At 41.5% G+C, this 22,602-nt stretch carries 22 protein-coding genes; 14 read left to right on the top strand and 8 right to left on the bottom strand.

Annotation, left to right across the window (positions count from 1 at the left end):
• Positions 1–16: 16 nt before the first annotated feature.
• From J1N51_RS01315 to J1N51_RS01325, 3 genes are all read right to left on the bottom strand, one after another.
• Positions 17–916 carry a carbon-nitrogen hydrolase gene (locus J1N51_RS01315; protein WP_208832210.1) on the bottom strand — a complete coding sequence of 300 codons (900 nt, stop codon included), beginning with the start codon at positions 914–916 and terminating at the stop codon, positions 17–19.
• A gap of 98 nt (positions 917–1,014) precedes the next feature.
• Positions 1,015–2,046: an agmatine deiminase family protein gene (locus tag J1N51_RS01320; protein WP_208832211.1), complete on the bottom strand. Its 1,032-nt coding sequence runs from the start codon at positions 2,044–2,046 to the stop codon at positions 1,015–1,017.
• 2 nt (positions 2,047–2,048) lie between these two features.
• Positions 2,049–2,657 carry a PilZ domain-containing protein gene (locus tag J1N51_RS01325; RefSeq protein WP_208832212.1) on the bottom strand — a complete coding sequence of 203 codons (609 nt, stop codon included), beginning with the start codon at positions 2,655–2,657 and terminating at the stop codon, positions 2,049–2,051.
• A gap of 95 nt (positions 2,658–2,752) precedes the next feature.
• Here J1N51_RS01325 and J1N51_RS01330 point away from each other — a divergent pair, with 95 nt between their 5' ends.
• The 3 genes from J1N51_RS01330 to J1N51_RS01340 are packed head-to-tail and all read left to right on the top strand — an operon-like array spanning position 2,753 to position 5,937.
• Positions 2,753–3,991, top strand: a complete 1,239-nt coding sequence (locus J1N51_RS01330) for a lipoprotein-releasing ABC transporter permease subunit (protein WP_208832213.1) — start codon at positions 2,753–2,755, stop codon at positions 3,989–3,991.
• A gap of 9 nt (positions 3,992–4,000) precedes the next feature.
• Positions 4,001–4,666, top strand: a complete 666-nt coding sequence (gene lolD / locus J1N51_RS01335) for a lipoprotein-releasing ABC transporter ATP-binding protein LolD (protein ID WP_208832214.1) — start codon at positions 4,001–4,003, stop codon at positions 4,664–4,666.
• The gene (locus tag J1N51_RS01340) at positions 4,666–5,937 is read left to right on the top strand and encodes a lipoprotein-releasing ABC transporter permease subunit (RefSeq protein ID WP_208832215.1); all 1,272 of its coding nucleotides are present in this window, start codon (positions 4,666–4,668) and stop codon (positions 5,935–5,937) included. The genes lolD and J1N51_RS01340 overlap by 1 nt, the downstream gene beginning before the upstream one ends.
• Before the next feature lie 67 nt (positions 5,938–6,004).
• On the opposite strand, the gene pyrC is transcribed toward J1N51_RS01340, so the two are convergent.
• A complete protein-coding gene (gene pyrC, locus J1N51_RS01345) occupies positions 6,005–7,042 on the bottom strand; it encodes a dihydroorotase (RefSeq protein WP_208832216.1) in 1,038 nt (345 codons plus the stop codon).
• 21 nt (positions 7,043–7,063) lie between these two features.
• On the bottom strand, positions 7,064–7,609 hold the full coding sequence (locus J1N51_RS01350) for a DUF2062 domain-containing protein (protein ID WP_208832217.1): 546 nt from the start codon (positions 7,607–7,609) through the stop codon (positions 7,064–7,066).
• A 109-nt stretch (positions 7,610–7,718) separates the two neighbouring features.
• On the opposite strand from J1N51_RS01350, the gene J1N51_RS01355 reads away from it, so the two are divergent.
• The 8 genes from J1N51_RS01355 to J1N51_RS01390 are packed head-to-tail and all read left to right on the top strand — an operon-like array spanning position 7,719 to position 16,693.
• Positions 7,719–10,334, top strand: a complete 2,616-nt coding sequence (locus J1N51_RS01355; protein WP_208832218.1) for a DNA internalization-related competence protein ComEC/Rec2 — start codon at positions 7,719–7,721, stop codon at positions 10,332–10,334.
• Positions 10,335–10,374: 40 nt separating this feature from the next.
• The gene (gene msbA / locus J1N51_RS01360; RefSeq protein WP_408635869.1) at positions 10,375–12,111 is read left to right on the top strand and encodes a lipid A export permease/ATP-binding protein MsbA; all 1,737 of its coding nucleotides are present in this window, start codon (positions 10,375–10,377) and stop codon (positions 12,109–12,111) included.
• A 3-nt stretch (positions 12,112–12,114) separates the two neighbouring features.
• Positions 12,115–13,158, top strand: a complete 1,044-nt coding sequence (gene lpxK, locus J1N51_RS01365; protein WP_208832219.1) for a tetraacyldisaccharide 4'-kinase — start codon at positions 12,115–12,117, stop codon at positions 13,156–13,158.
• Positions 13,159–13,181: 23 nt separating this feature from the next.
• On the top strand, positions 13,182–13,376 hold the full coding sequence (locus J1N51_RS01370; RefSeq protein ID WP_208832220.1) for a Trm112 family protein: 195 nt from the start codon (positions 13,182–13,184) through the stop codon (positions 13,374–13,376).
• A gap of 34 nt (positions 13,377–13,410) precedes the next feature.
• Positions 13,411–14,190, top strand: coding sequence for a 3-deoxy-manno-octulosonate cytidylyltransferase (gene kdsB, locus J1N51_RS01375; protein WP_232842833.1), 780 nt, complete (start codon positions 13,411–13,413; stop codon positions 14,188–14,190).
• A gap of 23 nt (positions 14,191–14,213) precedes the next feature.
• Positions 14,214–14,894, top strand: a complete 681-nt coding sequence (locus J1N51_RS01380) for a TIGR01621 family pseudouridine synthase (protein WP_208832221.1) — start codon at positions 14,214–14,216, stop codon at positions 14,892–14,894.
• A gap of 33 nt (positions 14,895–14,927) precedes the next feature.
• Complete coding sequence (tcdA, locus tag J1N51_RS01385) at positions 14,928–15,749, top strand: tRNA cyclic N6-threonylcarbamoyladenosine(37) synthase TcdA (RefSeq protein WP_208832222.1); 822 nt, start codon at positions 14,928–14,930, stop codon at positions 15,747–15,749.
• 23 nt (positions 15,750–15,772) lie between these two features.
• Positions 15,773–16,693, top strand: coding sequence for a 2-hydroxyacid dehydrogenase (locus tag J1N51_RS01390; RefSeq protein WP_208832223.1), 921 nt, complete (start codon positions 15,773–15,775; stop codon positions 16,691–16,693).
• 8 nt (positions 16,694–16,701) lie between these two features.
• On the opposite strand, the gene J1N51_RS01395 is transcribed toward J1N51_RS01390, so the two are convergent.
• The 3 genes from J1N51_RS01395 to J1N51_RS01405 form a co-directional block, all read right to left on the bottom strand.
• A complete protein-coding gene (locus tag J1N51_RS01395; RefSeq protein ID WP_208832224.1) occupies positions 16,702–18,312 on the bottom strand; it encodes a GMC family oxidoreductase in 1,611 nt (536 codons plus the stop codon).
• Positions 18,313–18,394: 82 nt separating this feature from the next.
• Positions 18,395–18,994: a tRNA-uridine aminocarboxypropyltransferase gene (locus J1N51_RS01400; RefSeq protein WP_208832225.1), complete on the bottom strand. Its 600-nt coding sequence runs from the start codon at positions 18,992–18,994 to the stop codon at positions 18,395–18,397.
• Between the two features lie 42 nt (positions 18,995–19,036).
• A complete protein-coding gene (locus J1N51_RS01405) occupies positions 19,037–19,405 on the bottom strand; it encodes a histidine triad nucleotide-binding protein (RefSeq protein ID WP_208832226.1) in 369 nt (122 codons plus the stop codon).
• Between the two features lie 205 nt (positions 19,406–19,610).
• On the opposite strand from J1N51_RS01405, the gene J1N51_RS01410 reads away from it, so the two are divergent.
• From J1N51_RS01410 to pheS, 3 genes are all read left to right on the top strand, one after another.
• On the top strand, positions 19,611–20,780 hold the full coding sequence (locus J1N51_RS01410; protein ID WP_208832227.1) for a DUF2066 domain-containing protein: 1,170 nt from the start codon (positions 19,611–19,613) through the stop codon (positions 20,778–20,780).
• Positions 20,781–21,473, top strand: a complete 693-nt coding sequence (gene hda / locus J1N51_RS01415; RefSeq protein WP_208832228.1) for a DnaA regulatory inactivator Hda — start codon at positions 20,781–20,783, stop codon at positions 21,471–21,473.
• Between the two features lie 137 nt (positions 21,474–21,610).
• A complete protein-coding gene (gene pheS / locus J1N51_RS01420; protein WP_208832229.1) occupies positions 21,611–22,591 on the top strand; it encodes a phenylalanine--tRNA ligase subunit alpha in 981 nt (326 codons plus the stop codon).
• The last annotated feature ends 11 nt before the right edge of the window (positions 22,592–22,602 follow it).

Consider the following 22,602-nt stretch of genomic DNA (forward strand, 5'->3'; position numbering starts at 1 on the left):
CACACTTATCCCTATTTTATTTTCTATATATTTTTGTTAGGTCCGAATAATGGTCGATACGACGGTCACGCATAAAAGGCCAAATACGTCGAACGTCCTCACTGCGAGACAATGATACGTCGACCGTTAGGATTTGATCATCCTCGGCGCCAGCATGAGCCAAAATTTCACCTTGAGGGCCAGCAATAAAGCTATTACCCCAAAATAGAATACCTTCTGATTGACCGCTTGGGTCTGGCTCTTGACCAACACGGTTACACGAGATGACTGGTAATCCGTTAGCGACAGCGTGACCTCGTTGAGAAATTACCCAGGCATCTAATTGGCGGTGTTGTTCATCTTCATCATCTCTGGTGTCCCAGCCTATAGCGGTTGGATATATCAGAATGTCTGCGCCGGCCATCGCCATCAAACGCGCAGCCTCAGGGAACCATTGATCCCAGCACACTAATACGCCTAGTGTCCCTACTGATGTTTCGATAGGTTCAAAACCCATATCACCCGGAGTGAAATAAAACTTCTCATAAAAACCAGGATCATCTGGGATATGCATTTTACGGTATTTTCCAGCAATAGTACCATCGCACTCTATGACAACGGCCGTATTGTGATAAATACCAACGGCACGCTTTTCAAAAAGAGAAAGAACTAAAACAACATTGAGTTCTTTTGCTAGAGCACCAAATTGTTCTGTAGAAGGTCCTGGAATAGTTTCAGCGAGATCGAACAGGTCAGTTTGTTCGGTTTGACAAAAATACAAAGACCTGTGCAGTTCTTGTAGGACAATCAATTTGGCGCCTTCTGCTGCAGCTTCTCTAACGCCTTGAATGGTTTTGTTTACGTTGTGTTCTATATCCGCACTGTTGCTGTGTTGAACTACAGCAACCTTTAGTTTTTTTTGTGACGGTTGTGACATGTCTATTCTCTCAAAAAGGGCATGCACTTTGGGCTTGCCTCTATCACTGATTTGTAAAAATGATTTAACGTTTGACGTAGTCTAATTAAGTCGCGTAGTTAAACTATAACGCCTGCAGGAATTTGCATTGTTAGGCAATGCAAACTGCCAAATTGTTTTATAACTGCACGACAATCAATGCCTATTATCGCGCGACCCGGGTGCGCGGCGGCGATTATATCCAAGGCGTCTTGATCTGCAACATCATTATAGGTTGGAACTAAGACTGCGTCATTAATGATCAAATAGTTGGCGTACGTTGCAGGTAATGGCTCTCCTTCTTCATCCAACACTGGCTTTGGCATTGGAAGCGGGAATAAAGAGTAGGGCATACCGTGTTTATCTGTTGCAGACTTTAATTCTAATTCCATTTGGTTTAGCTCTTCAAAATGCGGATCCGATGAATCTTCACATTTGACATATACAATGCCCTCTGGTGCAAAGCGGGCTAGAGTATCAATGTGAGCATCAGTATCGTCACCAGACAAATAGCCGTGTTTTAACCATATGACCTTTTCCATGCCTAAATTTGTCAACAAAGCGTGTTCTATTTCTTGCTGAGAAAGATGTTTATTACGGTTTTCGTTAAGTAAACAACGGGTTGTGGTCAAAATTGTACCGTTACCGTCGCTTTCGATACTTCCACCCTCAAGGATTAAGTCGAGAGAGACGATGGAACCTGCATTGAAAAAGGCTTGAGACGCTAATTTGGCGGTAATCTCATTGTCTAAATTTGATTCGTACTTAGCGCCCCAAGCGTTAAAGGTAAAATCCAAAACTTTAGACTGCGAGCCATTTGTTAATGTAATTGGGCCGTGATCACGTGCCCACGTGTCATTGCATGGCGCGATAAATGTACGTACTCGGCTTAAGTTTGCTTGATGCTCAGTCAAAAGAGCAACGACTCGCTGCTGTAATTGCTCGTCGTGACAAGCGATTACGACGATTTGGTAATGACTGATCGCTTTCGCAAGTTCGATATATACGTTTTCAATTTCGGTCAATATTGGACGCCAATCGGTATTTTCGTGGGGCCATGTTAACTGGACAGCCGATTGTAAAGCCCATTCAGAAGGTAGGGTGAACGCCATCTTCACTGATTCTCACTTTGTCGTTGTTTGGTTTTTTTCAATAATTGTTTTGATTGTTGATGCAACGAAGCACGCACGACAAGTTCGCGGTCGTCTTCTCGAATTCGATGAAACACAACAGCGTACTGGTACAATGGGGATTCATGTTCTTCCACGTCTACATCATTCACTTCAATTATACGCCCCAAACAGTAGATAGCAGAAGCTTCTTCTGAAAAAAACAGTTTACATTCTAGGACCGAATCCAAATCGAATTGTTGAATAGACGTAAACACAAAGCCGCCGCCGCCATAAGAAACAGTTTGAGTTTTGTGATCAGAGTCATCTTGTGCTTGCAATATGTAGCTCATCATTAGGTCGATTTTACGGCTTTGAGCTTTTAAGTAGTCTGCGAGAGGCTCGATTACGTCTCCTAATTGGCGCAATGGGCGTAACATATTCTGCTCTACACCTTTCATTTCTGACGCCAACTTGAACGGCACTGGGATCATGGCTTCAAATTCATCTTCGTCTGGACAGTCCGATAACAAAACGCCTTGCTGAACATTAATGTCGACTTTGTGCTCTAGTTGAAAATACTCTTCGAATAACGCCTTATCTTGCTCGTTCATAAAGGTTGCCTTGCTTGTACTTTTGGGTAGAAACACATATTATCGAACCTTATCCTTTCCTTCACTAATTTAATTAAAAAGATTCAAGATCTTAGATGAATTTACCTATCAGTCTAATAATCGCACGTCGTTACGCTCAAGCTTCAAAGGACGGAAAATTCGTCGGTTTGATTTCTCTTTTTTCCAAAGCGGGTATAGCGATCGGTGTAATGGCTCTCATTATAGTCATTTCTGTCATGGATGGTTTTGAAGGAGTATTAAAACAGCGCATACTCAATTCTGTCCCTCACATTGTTATTCAACCTAAAGAGCTAAGCGGTGGGGGGCCAGATCTAATCACGTTAAGTAATCAATTAGAGTATGCACACCCACAAATTCAACAGATATTACCTCTCGTTCAAACCACTGCACTGTTGCAAATGCCAAATGATTTGCAAGGCGTAATGGTGCAGGGAATAAAAGATCAAGACTCTATACCATTAGGGGTTAAATCTGTATTGGTCAACGGCCGGTGGCAAGACTTTTTTAGTCGGAATTATGGCGTTGTAATAGGCCGTTACTTGGCTTTGCAAAAGGGCATTGGTCTAGGTGATAAAGTTCGTCTCATTGTAAGTGGAGCGAGTTCTTACACACCACTTGGCCGATTACCAGCGCAACGTAATTTTACCGTAGTTGGCTTTTTTGAAACAGAAAGCGAACTAGACCAACAAATGGTGTTTGTAAAAAGCGATAACCTAAACCGATTATTAAAACAACCAACTGACAGTAGTCAGGGAATAAGACTGGTATTGAACGATGCATTTTCGGCGCAGCGAGTCGTTGCGGAGTTAGATAACCGTTTTGATTTAAAAGATTTTGAGGTAAAGAGTTGGCATAGCACACATGGCAAGTTGTTTGATGCAGTAAAAATGGAAAAAAACATGATGTGGTTGATGTTGAGTCTTATTGTCGCTGTTGCGGCCTTTAATATTGTTTCAGCGTTAGTCATGATGGTTACCCAAAAACAAGGCGAAATTGCTATTTTAAAAACCTTGGGTTTATCGAACACCAATGTGGCCAAAGTCTTTACTCTACAGGGTATGTTGAATGGTGTTGTCGGTTCAATTTGGGGTGTTGTATTAGGATCTATTGTAACACTGGGTATTAACCCTTTAATGGCAGTTACTAACATTAATATATTGGGAGTACCTGGATTAGGTCTACCGGTCGAGTTTAATGGTTTGAAAGTTGTAGCTATCGCTGCATTGGCAATAGGATTGGCGTTATTAGCAAGCGTCTACCCGGCACGGAGAGCTGCAAAACTGCAGCCGGCTGATGTGCTCAGATACGAATAGGATAGCAGTATGAAAATCGTAGATTGTATTAATCTAACTAAGGTATACCCAGGCGTGCAATCGACCGAGGTATTGAAAGAGCTCAACCTAAGTATAGAAGCTGGTGAGCAAGCGGCCATCTTAGGTCAGTCAGGAAGTGGAAAGAGTACGCTCTTACATATCATTGGTGCCTTAGACAGTGCTTCATCGGGTCAAGTCACCATATTAAATACAGATATATCGACGCTGTCCGATGATAAGATTGCGGCGTTTCGAAATGAAAATATGGGATTTATCTATCAATTCCATCATTTACTGATGGAATTCACAGCACTTGAAAATGCGATGATGCCTCTGTTAATTGCAGGTAAAGATGAATCGAGAGCCAAACAAAAAGCGACTGAACTACTCGAGTTAGTCGGGTTAAGTCACCGTTTAAACCACAAGCCATCACAGCTCTCTGGTGGTGAACGACAACGCGTCGCCATTGCGCGCGCTTTAGTTAATGAACCTAAATTAGTGTTAGCAGATGAACCGACAGGTAATTTAGACAAAGCGAATGCCCAAGCGGTGTTTGATTTGTTTTTAAAAATAAATAAAGAGCTAAACACCACCTTAATCGTCGTTACCCATGACCAACAACTCGCCAACCAGTTTGGCAGAGTAATCAAACTTGATGATGGACGAATTGTTTGATGAGCGTGTTCAAATCATGGTTTAAACGGTATACGCTAACCACTAAATTGGCAACGCGTTACTATTCGACCGGTGTTGAAAGTACCTATGTACGCTTTATAAACCGGGCATCTCGTATCGGATTTGCGATTGGAGTTGCGGCTTTAATTATTGGTTTGTCATTGATGAATGGCTTTGAGCGCGAACTCAAAAATACTTTGTTATCTGCCATTCCACACGTTGAATATGAAGCTGTTGATGGCCACCTCTCTGACTGGTCTAAAACAGCTACACAAGCTTTACAACACGAAAAAGTCGTTGGAGCGGCACCGTACTTTAAGTTAAACGCGATGGTCCAAAAAGGCCAACAAATGGAAGCGGTTTTACTCAAAGGAGTAGATGCGATATTAGAACCTGAGGTTAGTATCGTTCCAAAAAGTATTCGCGAAGGGGACTGGTTATCGACACCAAGTTCGGACATAAATGCAGAAGTAGTAATTGGTTCAGGGCTTTCTGAAAAACTCAGTATCGGTGTGGGTGATAAGTTAGAACTTTTAATCCCGTCTTATTCTGAAACCGGTAAACTCAAAGCACCATCATATTTGGTGTACCAGGTTGTTGGTGTTTATCACGTTGGTGGTCAAGTCGACCAGGGTCAAGTGTTTACCAGTATTAGTCCATTAGTTGAAAAGCAGGGCTTGTCTATCACTCAAGCACAAGGTGTAGCCGTGTCTTTTGAAGATCCATTTGCAGCGCGAACCCTAGGTAGTGAAGTTGGCCAATTATTAAATGACTATGTATATGTTTTGGATTGGTTTAGAACGCATGGTCATGTCTACAATGACATTGTGTTAGTTAGAGACATTATGTATTTGGTTATGGTGTTAGTGATGGCGGTAGCAAGTTTTAATATCGTCTCGAGCTTGGCCATGTCAGTTCAAGAAAAGTACGGCGATATTGGTATCTTAAAAACCATGGGGTTGAGTGTAGCGCAAGTGCGTCAGGTGTTCGTTATGATGGGGTTACTTACCGCGGTTCAGGGAATAGCTTGGGGCACGTTTTTTGGGATTGTATTGGGACTAAACCTGTCTGGGATAATGCACTTTGCAGAGACCTTGTTCAACTTTAAGGCCTTAGATGGTGATGTATATTTTATTGATTATCTACCTAGCGAAGTGAATGTAGGGCAGGTAGTAATTATTGTGACCACCGCATTAGTAATAGCCTATTTAGCCAGCCTGTATCCGGCTAGAAAGGCCAGTAGGATGAACCCTGTTGAATTAATTCAATAGATTTAAATTTCATCCAAAAAAGGCCTGTCAAACAGGCCTTTTATTAACAAACTGAACAGTTACAAGTTTAAGCTGTCACTAATTTCCAAGTACAATTTTGCCCTGCAAAAAACGGCACAATGTCGTCACCGGTAGGAAGCGTGATCGATTCAGGGATAGTCCAGTCTTTTTTTACTAAGGTAATCGTTCCTTGGTTTCTTGGTAGGCCGTAGAAATCAGCACCATGATGCGACGCAAAGCCCTCAAGTTTATCTAACGCACCTAGTTCATCAAACACGTGAGTGTATAGTTCTATCGCACTCCAAGCACTGTAACAACCTGCACAACCACAGGCATTTTCTTTCTTTGACTTTTCGTGAGGCGCTGAGTCAGTGCCCAAGAAAAACTTTTTGTTACCAGTAGCAACAACTTCACGTAAGGCTTGTTGATGGGTATTGCGCTTTAACACTGGTAAGCAGTAGTTGTGTGGTCTTACACCACCTACTAAAAGATCGTTACGGTTGAGTAATAGGTGCTGAGGGGTAATAGTTGCTGCAACATTGTCGCTAGCAGCTAATACAAAGTCCACCGCGTCTTTTGTTGTGATGTGTTCAAAGACAACTTTTAATTCAGGGAAAGCGCTGACAATTCGCTTCATGTTGCGGTCTATAAATTCTTTTTCACGATCAAAAATGTCAATGTGGTTGTCCGTTACTTCACCGTGGATTAACAACAACATACCTTGGTTTTGCATTTCTTCAAAAATAGGAAACAGACCATCAAGCGCGCTCACGGCAGCGTCTGAGTTGGTAGTTGCGCCTGCCGGATAAAGCTTCGCAGCTACGGTTCCCGCGGCTTTGGCATCGATGATGTCTTGTTTGGTGGTGTCGTTGGTAAGATATAACACCATTAGAGGTTCAAACGTGCTGCCTTCTGGGCGTGCGCTAAGAATTCGCTGACGATACTCGTTAACCATTTGTGCGTTGGTGACGGGAGGCACTAGGTTAGGCATGACAATCGCTCGTTGAAAACAACGGGCCGTTGCAGGCACAGTTTCTTTTAACATTTCTCCATCTCTAAAGTGGAGGTGCCAATCGTCTGGGGTCTGTATCGTGATTGAAGTCATTGCGGCTCCTGAATGCTGCTATTAGTTGTCGTTTGTCGATTTTAGTTGTTTAGCGAGACGGATTAGTTTGCGACGTTGCCAAGATTTGGCAACAGAGTATCGCCATAACCAATCAATCCCAAAGTATCCGATTAGAGCTGCTGCAGATGCAGCAACCAAGCAGCCTGTAATAAAAGCTGGACCAATGGTACTTAAACTTAACATGAGCCATTCCCAACTCAACTCAAAGGCAAACTCTTGTGCTGGGCCACCTAAAATCCACTCTCCAAGCAGATAACAACCGTAAAATAATGGTGGCATGGTCAACGGATTGCTAAGCCACACAAGTGCGACAGACAAAGGTAAGTTGACTTTAAAAATGATGGCTCCAACTGCCGATAGCCACATTTGAAACGGCACAGGGATAAAGGCGTTGAATAATCCAATGGCAAAAGCACCACGGGCTGAGCGGCGGTTTAAGTGCCAGAGGTTGGCGTCGTGTAATAGATCACCAAACATATTAACGGCTTTGTTTTGTTTGACTTTTTGGTGGTCAGGCAAAAATTTTTGTATGAACTTCTTAGGCATAATTTTTCGCGATGAGCAAGGATCTGTACTTGTCTAAACTGCCGTGTAAGTTACCTTAAAATTAGACATTTGTAATTAACGAATTATGACAATAGCCAAGGAATTTTGATTGAACAAACTGGTTGGTGGTTTTTTGATCGGGCTTTGGGGCTTTTTATATAGTCCAATTCTGCTTACATGGAGCCAGCTGGGCTATTTGTGTATCGGCACGTTCTGTACTTTTTTTGCACTTTACCAAGCTAGAACAAAGATCAACAGACACATCCAAGGTGTTTTATTTTTGTTGATTGGGGTATTGATAGGTGTTGTTTTTCAAAATGAATACAGTCGTTGGCAATTGGTTGTTTCTAATATCAATAATACGACGGAACAGTACTCCCAGGCTAGCCAATTTCAATTTGACGCACGGGTCAAAAATTTATCAATCCATCAAAAAATAAATGACAAATCAGTAAAGAAGACTGATGAGTCAATGCAAAATCCAGTGAAACTGATCGTAGAAATCGAAAAGATTAATGGTCAGTCGGTTCCCTGGTATGCGCCTGGTCAATTGGCAATTTTGTATTGGTATCCCAAGCAACATCATAAAACGGTAGTAAAACCTTTTCAGCAAGGGACCTTAATTCATTTTAAGTCAGCGATAAAACCAGCGCCTAAACTGGCCAATGACTATGGGTTTGATGAATATAAGTTTTATTTACAAAAACGAATCAAGGCCAAACTAAGTACCCAAGAAATCACCGAGTCTTCCAAAGCTACCTCAAAAATACCTTGGCAAGAAGACAAGTTAAGCACTTTGTATCGCAGATTATTCTGTGAATCGTGTGAGTTTAAAAGACCTGCGTTGTTATTTAGTTTGTTGACTGGCGACAAATCTTTTCTAACAAAAACAGAAAGACAACAGCTCCGAGACTTTGGTGTGGGTCATTTGTTTGCGGTTTCAGGTTTACACATAGGTATTTTATATTTTCTCGGTCACAAAATATTAAGTTTACTGGTACGCACGATAGCTGGCGTGGCGTTATTAATATGTAATGGTCACAAAAGGGCTAGTTTGGGTTTTGAGCACCTTGTAAGTCAAGTGGGCTTTATTGGCGTACCTATGATCACTATTGTATTTTTAGGATGGTATGTGTGGTTAATTGGCGCACCACCGTCAGCCATTCGAGCATGGATTGCAGTGTTGCTTTGGCTATTGCTGCACGTTAGTAAAATCAATTTACCACCGCTCGCTATTTTACTGTACGTTGCAACTTTGAGTGTCACCTTGGATCCATGGCTACCGCTTTCTGTTGCCTGGCAACTATCGTTTTGGGCTGTAGCTGGCATTATTACTTTTATTGAATATCGTCATAATTTTGTAAAGGTCAACCTGTTCAATGTCCCTGAATATCCAGAGTCCAAGTTATTCGATATCTACGCCAAAATTAAAGAAGGCTTTGCCCAACTGGTTTTATTTCAGGTCTTTATAACCATTTGGATGTTGCCGCTAGTTGTAATCCATTTCCAAGTGGTTGCCAGTATGTCATTGGTTAATAACTTAATTTTTACCCCGGTAGTTTCATTGATAATTATGCCATTGCTGGTTGTCGGGGTATTGCTAGATGCAGTCCAAATCAACATTACGGAATCGTCAACTTTTCACGGACTTGTAGCAGTTGCTGATCATTTAATCGAAGCTCTGTGGTCTCTAGGAACGGGTATTACTAGTGAAATTTCCGTTTTTACAATCTCGAGTGACTGGGGACTTATTTTGTTTCTCTGCATCGGGACCAGTTTACTTATATCAAGTTTTATAACTAAACGTATTAGAAGATCGTCAAAGATTAATGCAAGGGTAAGTGGATTTAAGGTAACTCGGGCGTTTTACTTAGCAGTGGTATCTATTGTTGCATGTTTCATTTGGATTCAAATTTCAAAATCCACAAACTCAATAAACATTTTTGATGTTGGGCAAGGCAGCGCAAGTTTAATCACAAGCGGAAACAATAGGAGTTTGATCGATTTGGGACCGATTTATCGGGGCGGTTCAAATGCAACGGAGCGAGTATTAAAGGACAATCTTGTCGGACTAGGAGTACCAATTATAAATCAAGTTTTAATAACTCATTATGATTCTGATCACAAAGGCGACCTCGCTGAGTTATATGATGTCTTCCCTTACAAAAACCCTACACCTTGCGCTGATTTCGAAACAGATGAGATTAAGATGCAAGTGTTATGGCCACGTCCAGAATTAAGAGACAAGACGTCTATTTGGTCTGATTATTCGAGTGAACGCAACGATTTATCATGTGTTATGAAATTTACCATTAAGGCTTCAGGTATACGGATTTTATTTAGTGGAGATATTAGCCACCGAGTCGAACTACAACTCGCTCGAGCTCACCAAGCAGGGCAAATTAATATGGCGAGCGAGATCATGTTGAGTCCCCATCATGGCAGCAGTTATTCTTCTTCGTTACCTTATATCTATGCGATTTATCCAAAGTTAGTTATTCATGATGCGGGATATGCGAATCGTTTTGGTTTTCCCACCAATTCTGTTATCGAGCGATATCAACGTTATGGAGCTAGACAAGTCTCAACCACAAACTATGGACAAATACGTGTTGATTTAGGTGCGGGTCCTAATAGTCCTGTTAAAGTAACAACGTCTTTAAATAAATGGTCGCCATTTTGGAAAAAACAAAATCCTTTTAGCTTTCATCAACAAATACGGTAGAATTAGCACATTGCGCAAAAAACAACATGTGGATAGTCACTTGCAAGATAATTATACATCGACTTTTAAACGCCTCCGTCAGTATATTAAGCCTTACAAAATGGGGTTTGTTCTCGCTTTAATCGGCATGCTTGGATATGCCGGTATCGATGTTTTGTTTATTAACGAATTGGAAACCTTCATCGATGAAGGTTTGACGCAACAAAATGGCGGTGTCTTAGCGGCAGCTCCAATCTTTGTAGTTGTGGTTTTTATCTTACGTGGCGTTTTCAATTACATGGCTACCTATGGTCTTGGCTGGGTCGGAAGTAACATTGTGATGAACTTGCGCCAAGAGTTATATGAAAAGTTAATGTCTTTGCCTGTGAGCTATCACGACAAAGAGTCAAACGGTACGCTGATTTCTAAAATTACTTACGATACTGAACAAATTGAAAATGCCTGCAGTAAAGCATTGATGACGTTAGTCCGAGAGGGGGCTATGGTTCTTGGTTTGTTAGGCATTATGTTTTACCACAGTTGGCAACTGTCTATCGCTATTTTAGTGATTGTGCCAATCGTCGCGGTTATCGTTAGTTATGTAACTAAGCGTTTTAGAGTCATATCCAAAAAAATTCAAAACGCGATGGGCAGTGTAACCAAGCAATCTGAACAAATGCTTTCTGGTCATAAAGTAATATTGGCGTTTGGTGGTCAAAAACAAGAGTCGAAGTCATTCTTTGAGGGTAATAACCACAACCGTCAGCAACGCATGAAAATGGTCGTTACCAAAAGCTTGAGTGTTTCAGTCATTCAAATAATCGCAAGTTTTGCGCTTGCTGCTGTCTTGTATTTAGCTGCGCAACCACAAATGTTGGAAACCCTTTCTCCTGGTGCTTTTACGGTGATTTTATCATCGATGATGATGCTTTTACGCCCTTTAAAACTATTAACAACGGTAAACAGTGAATTTCAACGTGGTTTAACGGCTGCGAAAAGTGTATTTGAAGTCTTAGATGAGACTTCAGAGACAAACAATGGCACTCACAAAAAAGACAAGGTGGACGGTCACCTGGTATTTTCTAACGTCAGTTTTAAATATCCTAATACTGAAAAACAAGTGATCAGTGATTTTAACTTGGATATCAAACCAGGTACTACAGTCGCACTTGTTGGCCGTTCTGGCAGTGGTAAAACGACTATTAGTAATTTTGTGCCTCGTTATTACTTTACTACAGAGGGCAATATCACTCTAGATGGAGTAGATCTAAACGAATTTGAACTCACTAATTTGCGTTCACACATTGCCTTAGTGTCTCAAAATGTTGTGCTGTTTAACGATACGATTGCAAATAATATTGCTTACGGGTCGCCTAACGCATCGCCAGAGGATATTGAGCGGGCTGCAGTATTGGCACACGTTAAAGAGTTTACTGATAATATGGAAGCGGGCTTACAGACGGAAGTCGGTGAAAATGGTGTGTTGCTCTCGGGTGGTCAACGTCAACGGATCGCGATTGCGCGGGCAATACTACGAAACGCTCCTATTTTAATCATGGATGAAGCAACTAGTGCTCTTGATACTGAGTCAGAACGTGCTATCCAAGAAGCACTAGACCACCTAATGGAAAATCGAACCAGTATTGTGATTGCACATCGCCTTTCTACCATTGAAAGTGCTGATAGTATCATTGTTATGGATCAAGGTCGTGTTCTCGAGCAAGGAACACACAATGAGCTGTTAGCTCGTGGCGGCGCTTATGCAGCTCTTCATCAACTGCAGTTTGGTGAAGAATAGTCAATGAATACGCTTGAAAGAGCTTGGTATCAAAACGGCCCGAAATGGAAACCACTTTGGTTGTGGTTCCTTTTGCCGTTAACTGTAATTTTTGCGACGGTAGCGTTTATACGTAGAGTGGTTTTTAGACGAGGATGGATTAAAACCAAACAGCTACCAGTACCAGTTATTGTGGTTGGAAATATAACAGTCGGCGGTACAGGAAAAACCCCATTCACAATATACCTAGTTAAGCTTTTAAAAAGCCTTGGATTTACCCCAGGGATTGTCAGTAGGGGCTATGGCGCGAAAGAGAGCGAAGCGTATCCTTTTCCTAGATATGTCAATGAAATAGACGATGTAGAACTGACAGGAGACGAGCCAAAGCTGTTAGCGATGCGGACGCAAGTACCAGTCTTTATAGATTCTAATCGTGTCAGAGCGGTAAAGTCATTGGTAGAGAAAGCTGGAGTAAATATTGTTATTTCTGATGATGGCCTACAGCACTATAAAATGGATCGAGCGTTAGAAATCGCGCTGGTGGATGGTGATAGAAAGTTTGGCAATGGCCTCTTATTGCCAATGGGGCCGTTAAGAGAACCTATTAGTCGTTTGCAGACAGTTGATTTTACGATTATTAATAGTGGTTTCACAGATGGCGTAAAGAGCAGATACAACTCCTTGGTACCGGATTACAGCTTACGTGCTAATACATTACACAGCTTTACGGGTGATTCGATATCAATTGACGATGAATTGCGAAATGTTCATTTAGTATCGGGAATAGGCAACCCGTTGAGGTTTGAAAAGACCGCTAAAAAAGCTGGCTTAAATGTGGTCTCGACCCTTTGGTACCCCGATCACCACAAATTTGTAGAATCAGATTTCGCGACTTTACAGACCTTAGACAAAAACACAGACATTGTCGTAATGACTGAAAAAGACGCGGTTAAATGCAGTTCATATGCACAAGAAAATTGGTACATATTGCCAATAGAAGCGGTAATTTCAGACTCATTAGAGTCACTTTTAAAAGAACGCATTACACTACTGAAAAAACAAAGTTAGAAAATTAAACAAGAGAGAATCACATGGCGTTTGACAAAAAATTATTAAATATTATTGCCTGTCCGATCTGTAAATCACCATTGCATTACGCTGAACAAGCAAATGAACTGATTTGTAAAAATGATCGCATTGCCTATGCAATAAAAGAAGATATCCCGGTTATGCTTGAAGGCGAAGCTCGCCAACTTACTTTCGAAGAAATCGAACAGTACAAATAACCCCTTTATGACACCAGATAGTTCAGAGCACATTATGTCAAACTCGATTCCATTCGTTGTAGTAATTCCGGCGCGTTATGATTCTTCAAGATTACCAGGAAAGCCATTAGCTGATATCGATGGTAAGCCTATGGTTCAGTGGGTTTACGAACGCAGTATCGCTTCAGGCGCGCAAAAGGTCATAGTGGCAACGGATGATCAACGTGTATATGACGCAGTTGAGCAGTTCGGCGGCGAAGTGTGTATGACCTCTACGGATCATGAGTCTGGAACTGAGCGTCTAGCAGAGGTGGTAGAACGTTATAAATTTGATGATGAAACCATTATCGTAAATGTTCAGGGTGATGAGCCTATGATCCCATCAGTGAACGTATCTCAGCTAGCCAAAAACTTAGCACAACTGCCTGCTGACCAAGCCGGGATGGCGACCTTAGCTGAATCAATAACGAGTTTAACAGAGTTAAATAACCCTAATGTTGTAAAAGTAGTTAAGGACATTAATGGCTTTGCGATTGCATTTTCTCGCTCTGTTTTGCCTTATGATAGAGATGGTAAGAACTCAGCGACTTCACTGGCTTTTCCATACCTAAGACACATAGGTATCTACGCATACCGTGCCGGTTTTATCCGTCGATATGTGCAATGGCCAGCATCCGAAATCGAAAAAATAGAAAGCTTAGAGCAATTACGAGTATTGTGGCAGGGCGAAGCTATTCATGTTGATTTAGCGATTGAGCCACCTCCAGCAGGCGTAGATACCCCTGAAGACCTAGAGCAAGTAAGACGTTTAGTGGCAAGTTTGAAGAAGCTGTAACGTCTAAACTAACTTGAATAGTAATGACTGAATTAATCAATATCGTATTAGAACATCCTGACTTTTTGGTTGTTGATAAACCGGCTAACGTAAACTTTCACGATGAGGGCGACTTAGGCCAGGGTTTTTTCAATCAGTGTATGAACCAATATGGACACACTTTGTATCCAGTACACCGATTGGATAAGGTGACATCAGGTTTAGTAATAATGGCGAAGACTTTAGAAGCTGCTCAGTGGTTTCAATTGGCTTTTGCTGATAAGCAAATCATTAAATTTTATATTGCGGTTACTGATCAAAAGCCCAAGAAGAAACAAGGTACGATTAAAGGCGACATGGCCAAAGCAAGGCGCGGTCAGTGGAAGCTATTAAAAACAAAAGTCAGTCCTGCGGTAACACGTTTTCACACAGTTCCTTTGACACAGCCAGGTTCCCGCTTGTTTTTACTTAAACCAGAGACGGGAAAAACCCATCAGCTGCGCGTCGCAATGAAGAGCATAAGCGCGCCAATACTTGGGGATGAACTCTATAGTGGCTCGAACTCGGACCGTGTTTATTTGCATGCTACAAGGTTGGTTTTTAATTATAAGGACCAAAATATAGACTTAATTCGCCTTCCAAATTCAGGTCAGGTGTTTTTAGAAGATCAGCTAAAAATAGAATCTGTGGTTGAACAATTACTTGAGCTCAATTGGCCAAGTTAATTAAAGTTAAGTTAAATAGGTAATTTTCAAATAATGAGTGATTTTGAAACTAGGTTTGGTGGTATTGGTCGTCTTTACGGTCAGCAAGCTAGTGCCTGGTTAAAACAAGCGCATTTTTGTGTCGTTGGCATTGGTGGTGTAGGTACTTGGGCGGCGGAAGCTCTGGCACGTTCTGGTGTAGGCCATATCACTTTAATAGATCTAGATGATATATGCACGACGAATACAAACCGACAGATACATGCGATGCAGGGGACGGTCGGTCTAGCTAAAGTTGATGTTATGGCGGATCGCATTCGCATGATAAACCCAGATTGTCATGTTGAGTGTATTGAAGATTTTGTAACGGAAAACAATTTGTTTGAGTTATTTGGCGATAGAACTACCCCAAAATTTGATATGGTCATTGACGCCATAGATAGCATAAAAGCCAAAGTAGCTATGATTGCACATTGCCACCGCAATAAAATCCCTTTAGTTGTTACAGGTGGAGCAGGTGGTCAGATAGACCCAAGCCAGATTCAATTTGGCGATCTTGCTAAGACAACACATGACCCTTTATTGTCTAAGGTCAGAAACCAATTACGACGTGATTTTAACTTTAGTAAAAATCCAAAACGCAAGTTTTCAATAGACTGTGTGTTTAGTACTGAGCAATTGCGCTATCCACAATCAGATGGTTCGGTTTGTGCGGCTAAAGTGACAGCAGAAGGTACTATGCGTTTGGATTGTAATATGGGATTTGGTGCTGCAACCATGGTGACTGGCACGTTTGGTTTTTTTGCAGCGTCAAAAGCGATTTCAAAGTTCATCGACAAGACTCAGCGCTCAATAAACAAAGAACAAAAAGGCTAGTTGTAAATAAACAAGGAAGAGGCATGGCAATTTTAGTTAATATTCCCAACCGCAATATCCAAAAATTGACCGAACGTTTAGTGTTGGCACTCGGTCAGCAGGACGTATTTGTTTGGCCAAATGTTCCTTCGCCTGAAGACGTTGATTTTGCGTTAGTTTGGAAACACGAGTCCGGTACATTAAAAAACTTACCTAGCCTAAAAGGGATTTCTTCGTTTGGGGCAGGGGTTGATGCGATATTTGCCGATAAAGAGTTGCCAAGTGTCCCTGTGGCTAGGATTGTCGATGAGCAGCTTTCTAACTCAATGGCAGTTTATGTAACGACATTAATTAATTCCCATAAACTGCGTTTGTCCGAGTATTCACAACAACAAGCTTTGGCACTATGGAAACCGAGATCTAATAGAAAAGGCAACAAAGTTGGTATTTTAGGGTTAGGTGAGTTAGGTCAACAAACTGCAAATATGTTAGTCTCTTGCGGTTTTGACGTGACAGGCTGGAGTCAATCTATAAAACAGCTCCCAGGTGTTAAATCAGTCACTGGCTTAGCGGAGTTTGACAACTTAGTGTCGACCTCTGACTATTTAGTTTGCCTATTACCGCTGACACCACAAACGAAAGGCGTGCTTAACCGTACCGTATTCACCAAAATGAAAAATACGGCGGTTTTGATAAATGTTGCACGAGGTGGGCATGTTGTCGAGGATGATTTGATTAGCGCCTTGTATGACAAAGAAATAGCTCAAGCTTATTTAGATGTTTTCGATATTGAACCACTACCAGAACAACATCCATATTGGCGTACCCCTAATCTAACAATAACCCCACATATTTCTGCTGTCACCAATCTAGATACAGCGTTAGAACAGATTTTGGTTAATTACAAAAACGTCAAAAGTGGTAAGCCTATGATTAACCTAGCGGACAGACAAAAAGGATATTAACCAATTGACTATTGTTCTTTATTACCAATAATCAAGTCGGCCGCTCGCTCTGCTAACATAATTGTTGGTGCGTTGGTGTTACCACCAATTAAATTTGGGAAAACAGACGCATCAACCACTCGAAGCTTTTCTACCCCATAAACTCTAAGGTCAGGTGAAACTACCGCTAAAGGGTCAGACTTATGCCCCATTTTGCAAGTCCCGATAGGGTGGTAAACCGTGTCTGTATGTGCTTTTAATTTCTCCAGTAACTTGTCGTCATCAAACGTTAAGTCATCATTGAGTGGTTTAACTTTATATTTAGCCATAAATTCATTTTTAATGATTTCATTAGAGAGTTTGATGCCGTTGATAAGGGTTTGGCGGTCCTCGGGTTCAGCCATAAAGTTGGTATCAATGATTGGTGCATCTTTCATATATGCAGACCGTAAAGAAATTGAACCTTTACTCTTGGGGCGTAGCACACAAATATGATTACTGAATCCGTGTTGCAAAGCTGCACGCCAATCCCGAGCATGATCTTTTACTGTCGCTACAACAAAATGAAATTGAATGTCAGGCCGATCAAGTTTGGCGTGAGTCTTTAAAAAGCCGCCGGCCTCGGCGAAGTTACTGGTCAACATTCCCTCTCTTTTATTGAAGAAGCGAAAGGTTTCTTTGGCTAAATGTACTAACCCTTTGAAAGAGAGACCAAAAAGCCTGTAGTCATATGCCTGATAGCAACTTACGTAATCGGGGTGGTCTTGCAGGTTGTCACCTACACCTGGCAACGACACTTTTACATCTATGCCGTGTTTGGACAGTTGTTCGGCATCGCCAATACCACTGACCATCAACAGTTGTGGAGAGTGGATTGCTCCCGCACATAAACACACTTCCTTAGTGGCTTTAAATTCAATTACCTCATTATTTACCAATGCTACGACCCCTGTGCAGGTAGGAGTTGATTCTTCGTTAAAGGTCAAGTGCTGTACTTGAGCACTGGTGATGACAGTTAGGTTAGTTCGGTGTCTTACAGGAGACAGGTAGGCTACTGCTGAGCTGCAGCGCTTTCCATTTTTTTGAGTAACCTGATAAAAACCCACACCTTCTTGTTCTTGACCATTAAAATCTGAATTATGCTGATGGCCAACATCTATTGCGGCTTTGATGAAATCTTGTGCAACTGGATGACGCGAGCGCGAGTCACTCACATAAAGCGGGCCCTGATTACCATGGAATGAATTATCGATTTGTTGATTGTTTTCAGACTTTAAAAAGTAAGGGAACACATCATCCCAACCCCAACCAAGATCTTTCCAGTCATTGTAGTCATCTTGATGGCCTCGGATGTAAATCATGGCATTGATTGCACTACTACCACCAAGAACCTTACCTCTAGGCTGATAGCCAACCCGATTATTTAAGTGTGGGTTAGGCTTAGATGAAAGTGCCCAGTTGTTAAAACGCGTTGGTACCATAGTTACGGCGCCAGTAGGTATGTGCACTAGCGGGTTTGTATCATCTCCACCCGCCTCAAGGAGTAGTACCTTAGTCAAGGGATCCGCGGTTAGTCTATTGGCCAGTACGCAGCCGGCAGAGCCACCACCGACGATGATATAATCGAATTCTGTTTGCATTGCGTTTCCCTTTTGTATAGTTATTATCGAAAAACAATGATACGTATGTACGTAGGCACATAGATATGTGAGCACGTGGATTTTATTTATAGCGAGCTTTTACATCTGAGGGCATTCGCTGAGTAAATACAGTATTAATTCCGTTTAATAATTGCAAGAAGGGTTTTACATCAGCCTTTTCCAATTCATTTAAGCTATAGGCTATGGCTTCAAGAGTTGATAAGCCATTGGTGACACTCGTTTTTCGAATGGCATATTGGCTATCGTACTCACGACTCAAACAAAGTGCAGATAGTGGCTGCAACCATTCATTTTCATAAAAAAATCGTTTAGCTTTTCGCCAAGTTCCATCAATGACAAGAAGCACTTCAATTTTTGGGGTGTTTTGTTGTACGTATTCTTCTATTGATTGAGACTCTGGTATCGGAAATAGAAGAGCGTATTTGTTTGGATTGGATTCGATATTATTTCGCAATCGCGACATGGTGTCGACGTCAGCGGCTTGAACCAATGTGATGTGATCAGAAAGAAGTGGCAACAAGTTCGCTGTGTTTTTTGGGTGCTGAGACTCTTTACCGCATTGGATAATAATAATTGAGGTCGAGTGTTGTGCCGATGAGATAAATTGACATAAACAGGTGGCCAGAGGTTGGCCACATGAGCTGCATAAGGTTCTTGCCAAAATAAAACGCCTTTTAAAATCAAGTTTTAAATACAGTAATTATTATTGGGTTTTTAACGTATCTTGGTAGGGAGGCCAACCTAACGCTTTGCCAGCTAAAACGTGAAGGTGAATATGATAGACAGTTTGTCCTCCGTGCGGGTTGCAATTCATAACACAACGATAACCATCTTCAGCAAAACCCATTTGCTTAGCAATCTTTGCGGCTGTTACGTAAAGTAAACCAACGGTTTTTGCATTTTCTTCATTAATATCATTTGCTGTTGCAATACGGACTTTTGGAATCACCAAAAAATGTACAGGCGCTTGTGGATTGATGTCTTTAAAAGCCAGTACTTGATCATCTTCATAGAGAATCTCAGCAGGTATTTCTTTGCTAATAATTTTGTCGAAAATAGTGGACTCGGACATACTTTTTCCTCGAATAAGGTTACAGAAAAGTGAGTATCGTGAAACTCAGATGGTCAGTAACACTGAACTTTAAACACCGGAAGTATGTTTCGCAAGCTCAAACGGGTTAATGCGCAATCATTTGACTAGTTTATAGTTTTTTTGTGCTATTTATTTGGGTATGATTGTTTTTGAGCCATTACCACCTAGGGTAAACAGAATTATCGTGACACATCCTATAATAAAGCTTTTGTTAACAGTAGTTGTGATACTGATCAGTACATCTGCGCCTGCCGTCGAGGTAGAAAACCTATATCGGGGTAAGATACTTGTGACTGATAAGACCCAAAAGACGAGGGTAAAAGCTCATCGCTGGGCAATAGAGCAGGTATTAACAAAAGTGACCGGTTCACGTGATATTCTTGAAGATAAGACAGTCCAGTATGAAATTCGTGTTCGTACAGCAAACTACATCAAATCCTTTTCATTTGTCACTGACGAACAAGACAGGACATTTTTAGTCGACGAATTTGACCAAACCAAAATTGACCAACTGATCCGCAAGGTGAATGGCGCAATATGGGGTCAACGCCGTCCATTGACCAGTATTTGGCTAGTACTGGAGGAAGGCAATCGTCGCCAAATAGTTACACAAGACAACTTTCCTCAACTTGCCGAAGTTCTGAACCAAAGTGCTGAAAACAGAGGTGTGCCTGTCGTAATTCCAACAATGGATAAACAGCGCCAGGAGCGCATTTATGTGTCTGATGTTTGGGCGCGATTTGACCGAGTTGTGGCAAAAGAGAGTCAACAGTTAGGGGCTGAGCATTTTGTGATGGCTCGTTTGCGATACGTAGATTCATTGAATGAGCCAGAATACAAAACTGGATGGCTGCTTGATTACCAGCTTTTTTCAAGTAATCAGTTTTTGAATGAAGGCAGTTTTAATACTGACCAGTTTACGTCTTTACGGGAATTGATTAATAGCTTAGGTGATTATTTTGCAAAACAGTATGCAATTGATAATGCTCAAGTCCAACAAGACGAAGTTGTTCTAACAATCTCAGGCATCAATTCTATGTTAGACCTCAAACGCGTGGAGACTCAGGTTAATTCGTTACCACCAGTTAAAAAGTCTTATTTAACCGCATATAAATCTGGCCAAATAACTTTTAAATTGTGGCTCAGTGGTCAAACCCTAGATGTAATTAAAGCGCTGGAATTACTTCCGAACTTTAACCAATTAGAAAATCCGGTAAAAGAAGTACAACCTAACCTTTCTGTAGAAGAACGTTTGGACAGGTTAACCAATGAATATATCGGTAACTTGGATGATCAAGCGAACAAGGCAGAAACGAAAAACACGATACTGCACTATCAGTGGGTAGGTGCATAAATGCAGTTATTATTACCTGTAACTTATAATTCTACACAGACTTTCAGCTCCTTTATTGAAGGTGAAGGAATCGAGGGATTACTGATTAATGAATTACACAGAGCGATAGAAAGCAAAGAGTTTACTGCGCATTACCTTTCCGGACAACACGGAGTAGGTTGTACTCATTTACTCAATGCGAGTTGTCATTATGCGGACGAAATCGGTAAGAGCAGTATGTTGTTGCCGCTGGAGCAGGTGATCTCTGCGACACCTGAACTCATTGACGGACTTGAAAGCGTTGACGTTGTTTGTATCGACAATGTTGATTTAGTATCCACGAGCGCAACATGGCAAACCGCACTGTTTAATTTGTTTAATGCGTTGCAACAAAATGGAGCGACAATTATTTTTGCCGGTCACCAAGCGCCTAATAAGTTAACTTTGTCTCTACCTGATTTAGGGTCAAGACTGCAGTGGTGTACGCTTTTTCAGTTGCCGGAATTGTCAGAAGACCAAAAAATAGAAGCCTTGATTCAACATGCCCACTTAATGGAATTTGAGGTTACAGAAGACGTTGCTAAATTTATGATCAATCGACTTCCGCGTAATATGATCTTTTTAATGCAAGCCCTCGAAACCATGGCTAAACAAAGTGTCGCACTAAAAAGGGTCGTTACCGTACCTTTTGTGAAAGAAGTGCTCGGTATTTAAATAAAAAACCATACAAAAACCCCAATTTTGATCAATTAAAGCTAAAATCTTTAGACGATTTGCGCTAAGATTTGCGCCCTAAAATTTATTAAAAATCAATCAAAACTGAACATCACGAAATCCAATAAGAGTGTTCCATGAATTTAGAAGAAATTGTTGGCTTAGCTAAACAAGCCATTCAAGATGCCAAGGATATACCTGGGCTTGAAGAAGTTCGCGTAGAATTTCTAGGTAAAAAAGGTCGAATCACCGAGTTGTTAAAGGGACTTGGTAAGATGGACCACGAACAACGCAAAGAAGCAGGCCAGGCAATTAACGTTGCTAAAGGTGACGTACAAAAAGCGTTAAGCACGCGTCGTGAAGCGCTGCAAACTGAAGCGTTAAATGCAAAGTTAGCGTCAGAGACCATTGACGTAACTAAAGCTGGCCGAGGTGTAACACCTGGAAACATGCACCCGGTAAATCGCACAATAGAGCGCATCCAACAATTTTTCGGTGACTTAGGTTTTGAAGTAAAGCAGGGCCCAGAAGTAGAGGATGGTTTCCATAACTTCGACGCATTGAACATTCCTGAACACCATCCGGCGCGAGCTGATCACGATACGTTCTACTTCACACCTAATACGGTATTGAGAACCCAAACTTCTGGTGTTCAAATCCGCACAATGGAACAAGAAAAGCCGCCATTGCGAATCATCTCACCAGGGCGTGTATATCGAAACGACTACGACCAAACTCATACTCCGATGTTCCATCAGGTAGAGGGTCTAATGGTTGACAAAAACGTGAGCTTCGCAGAACTAAAAGGCATTTTACACGACTTCTTACACCAGTTCTTCGAAGAGGACTTGCAGATTCGTTTTCGTCCCTCTTATTTCCCGTTTACTGAGCCTTCGGCTGAAGTCGACGTTATGGGTAAAAACGGTAAGTGGTTAGAAGTTTTGGGTTGCGGAATGGTACACCCTAATGTTTTACGTTCAGTAGGTATAGATCCAGAAGAGTACACTGGTTTTGCATTTGGTATGGGCGTCGAACGACTAACTATGTTGCGCTACGGCGTGAACGACTTGCGTTCGTTCTTCGAAAATGACCTTCGTTTCTTAAAGCAGTTTAAATAGGAGTTCAGCCA

This window comes from Psychrosphaera ytuae, assembly GCF_017638545.1.
Taxonomy (GTDB): Bacteria; Pseudomonadota; Gammaproteobacteria; order Enterobacterales; family Alteromonadaceae; genus Psychrosphaera; species Psychrosphaera ytuae.

Coding starts and splice junctions, on each gene's coding strand:
- lolD (WP_208832214.1), top strand. CDS start 4,001: ATGAAAATCGTAGATTGTATTAATCTAACTAAGGTATACCCAGGCGTG.
- J1N51_RS01390 (WP_208832223.1), top strand. CDS start 15,773: ATGGCAATTTTAGTTAATATTCCCAACCGCAATATCCAAAAATTGACC.
- J1N51_RS01320 (WP_208832211.1), bottom strand. CDS start 2,046: ATGGCGTTCACCCTACCTTCTGAATGGGCTTTACAATCGGCTGTCCAG.
- J1N51_RS01395 (WP_208832224.1), bottom strand. CDS start 18,312: ATGCAAACAGAATTCGATTATATCATCGTCGGTGGTGGCTCTGCCGGC.
- J1N51_RS01380 (WP_208832221.1), top strand. CDS start 14,214: ATGACTGAATTAATCAATATCGTATTAGAACATCCTGACTTTTTGGTT.
- pheS (WP_208832229.1), top strand. CDS start 21,611: ATGAATTTAGAAGAAATTGTTGGCTTAGCTAAACAAGCCATTCAAGAT.
- J1N51_RS01330 (WP_208832213.1), top strand. CDS start 2,753: ATGAATTTACCTATCAGTCTAATAATCGCACGTCGTTACGCTCAAGCT.
- pyrC (WP_208832216.1), bottom strand. CDS start 7,042: ATGACTTCAATCACGATACAGACCCCAGACGATTGGCACCTCCACTTT.
- hda (WP_208832228.1), top strand. CDS start 20,781: ATGCAGTTATTATTACCTGTAACTTATAATTCTACACAGACTTTCAGC.
- kdsB (WP_232842833.1), top strand. CDS start 13,411: ATGTCAAACTCGATTCCATTCGTTGTAGTAATTCCGGCGCGTTATGAT.
- J1N51_RS01350 (WP_208832217.1), bottom strand. CDS start 7,609: ATGCCTAAGAAGTTCATACAAAAATTTTTGCCTGACCACCAAAAAGTC.
- J1N51_RS01340 (WP_208832215.1), top strand. CDS start 4,666: ATGAGCGTGTTCAAATCATGGTTTAAACGGTATACGCTAACCACTAAA.
- J1N51_RS01325 (WP_208832212.1), bottom strand. CDS start 2,657: ATGAACGAGCAAGATAAGGCGTTATTCGAAGAGTATTTTCAACTAGAG.
- J1N51_RS01370 (WP_208832220.1), top strand. CDS start 13,182: ATGGCGTTTGACAAAAAATTATTAAATATTATTGCCTGTCCGATCTGT.
- J1N51_RS01405 (WP_208832226.1), bottom strand. CDS start 19,405: ATGTCCGAGTCCACTATTTTCGACAAAATTATTAGCAAAGAAATACCT.
- lpxK (WP_208832219.1), top strand. CDS start 12,115: ATGAATACGCTTGAAAGAGCTTGGTATCAAAACGGCCCGAAATGGAAA.
- tcdA (WP_208832222.1), top strand. CDS start 14,928: ATGAGTGATTTTGAAACTAGGTTTGGTGGTATTGGTCGTCTTTACGGT.
- J1N51_RS01315 (WP_208832210.1), bottom strand. CDS start 916: ATGTCACAACCGTCACAAAAAAAACTAAAGGTTGCTGTAGTTCAACAC.